The 257-nt window shown below is 75.5% G+C and carries 1 protein-coding gene; it reads left to right on the top strand.

Annotated elements, in window-relative coordinates; all coding sequences use genetic code 11:
* Window positions 1–24: 24 nt before the first annotated feature.
* A partial coding sequence (locus WDW90_RS40065; RefSeq protein ID WP_336493112.1) for a D-aminoacyl-tRNA deacylase occupies window positions 25–257 on the top strand: 233 nt, incomplete at its 3' end.

Below are 257 nucleotides of genomic sequence, written 5' to 3'. Positions count from 1 at the left end.
GGCCGTCCGGGCGGAGGTGGCCTCGTGAGGGCCGTCGTCCAGCGGGTGACCCGGGCCAGCGTGACCGTGGACGGCGAGGTCGTCGGCACGATCGACCGGCCGGGCCTGGTGGCGCTCGTGGGCGTGACCCACGACGACGGGCCCGCCGACGTCGCGACGATCGCCCGCAAGATCGCGGACCTGCGGATCCTGCGGGGCGAGCGCTCCGCCGCGGACGAGGGTGCCCCGGTGCTGGTGGTCAGCCAGTTCACGCTCTA

It is taken from the genome of Methylobacterium nigriterrae (genome assembly GCF_037106235.1).
GTDB classification, from domain to species: domain Bacteria; phylum Pseudomonadota; class Alphaproteobacteria; order Rhizobiales; family Beijerinckiaceae; genus Methylobacterium; species Methylobacterium nigriterrae.
Note: the sequence above shows the minus strand (reverse complement) of the source record. Positions and strands in the feature narration are given on the sequence as shown.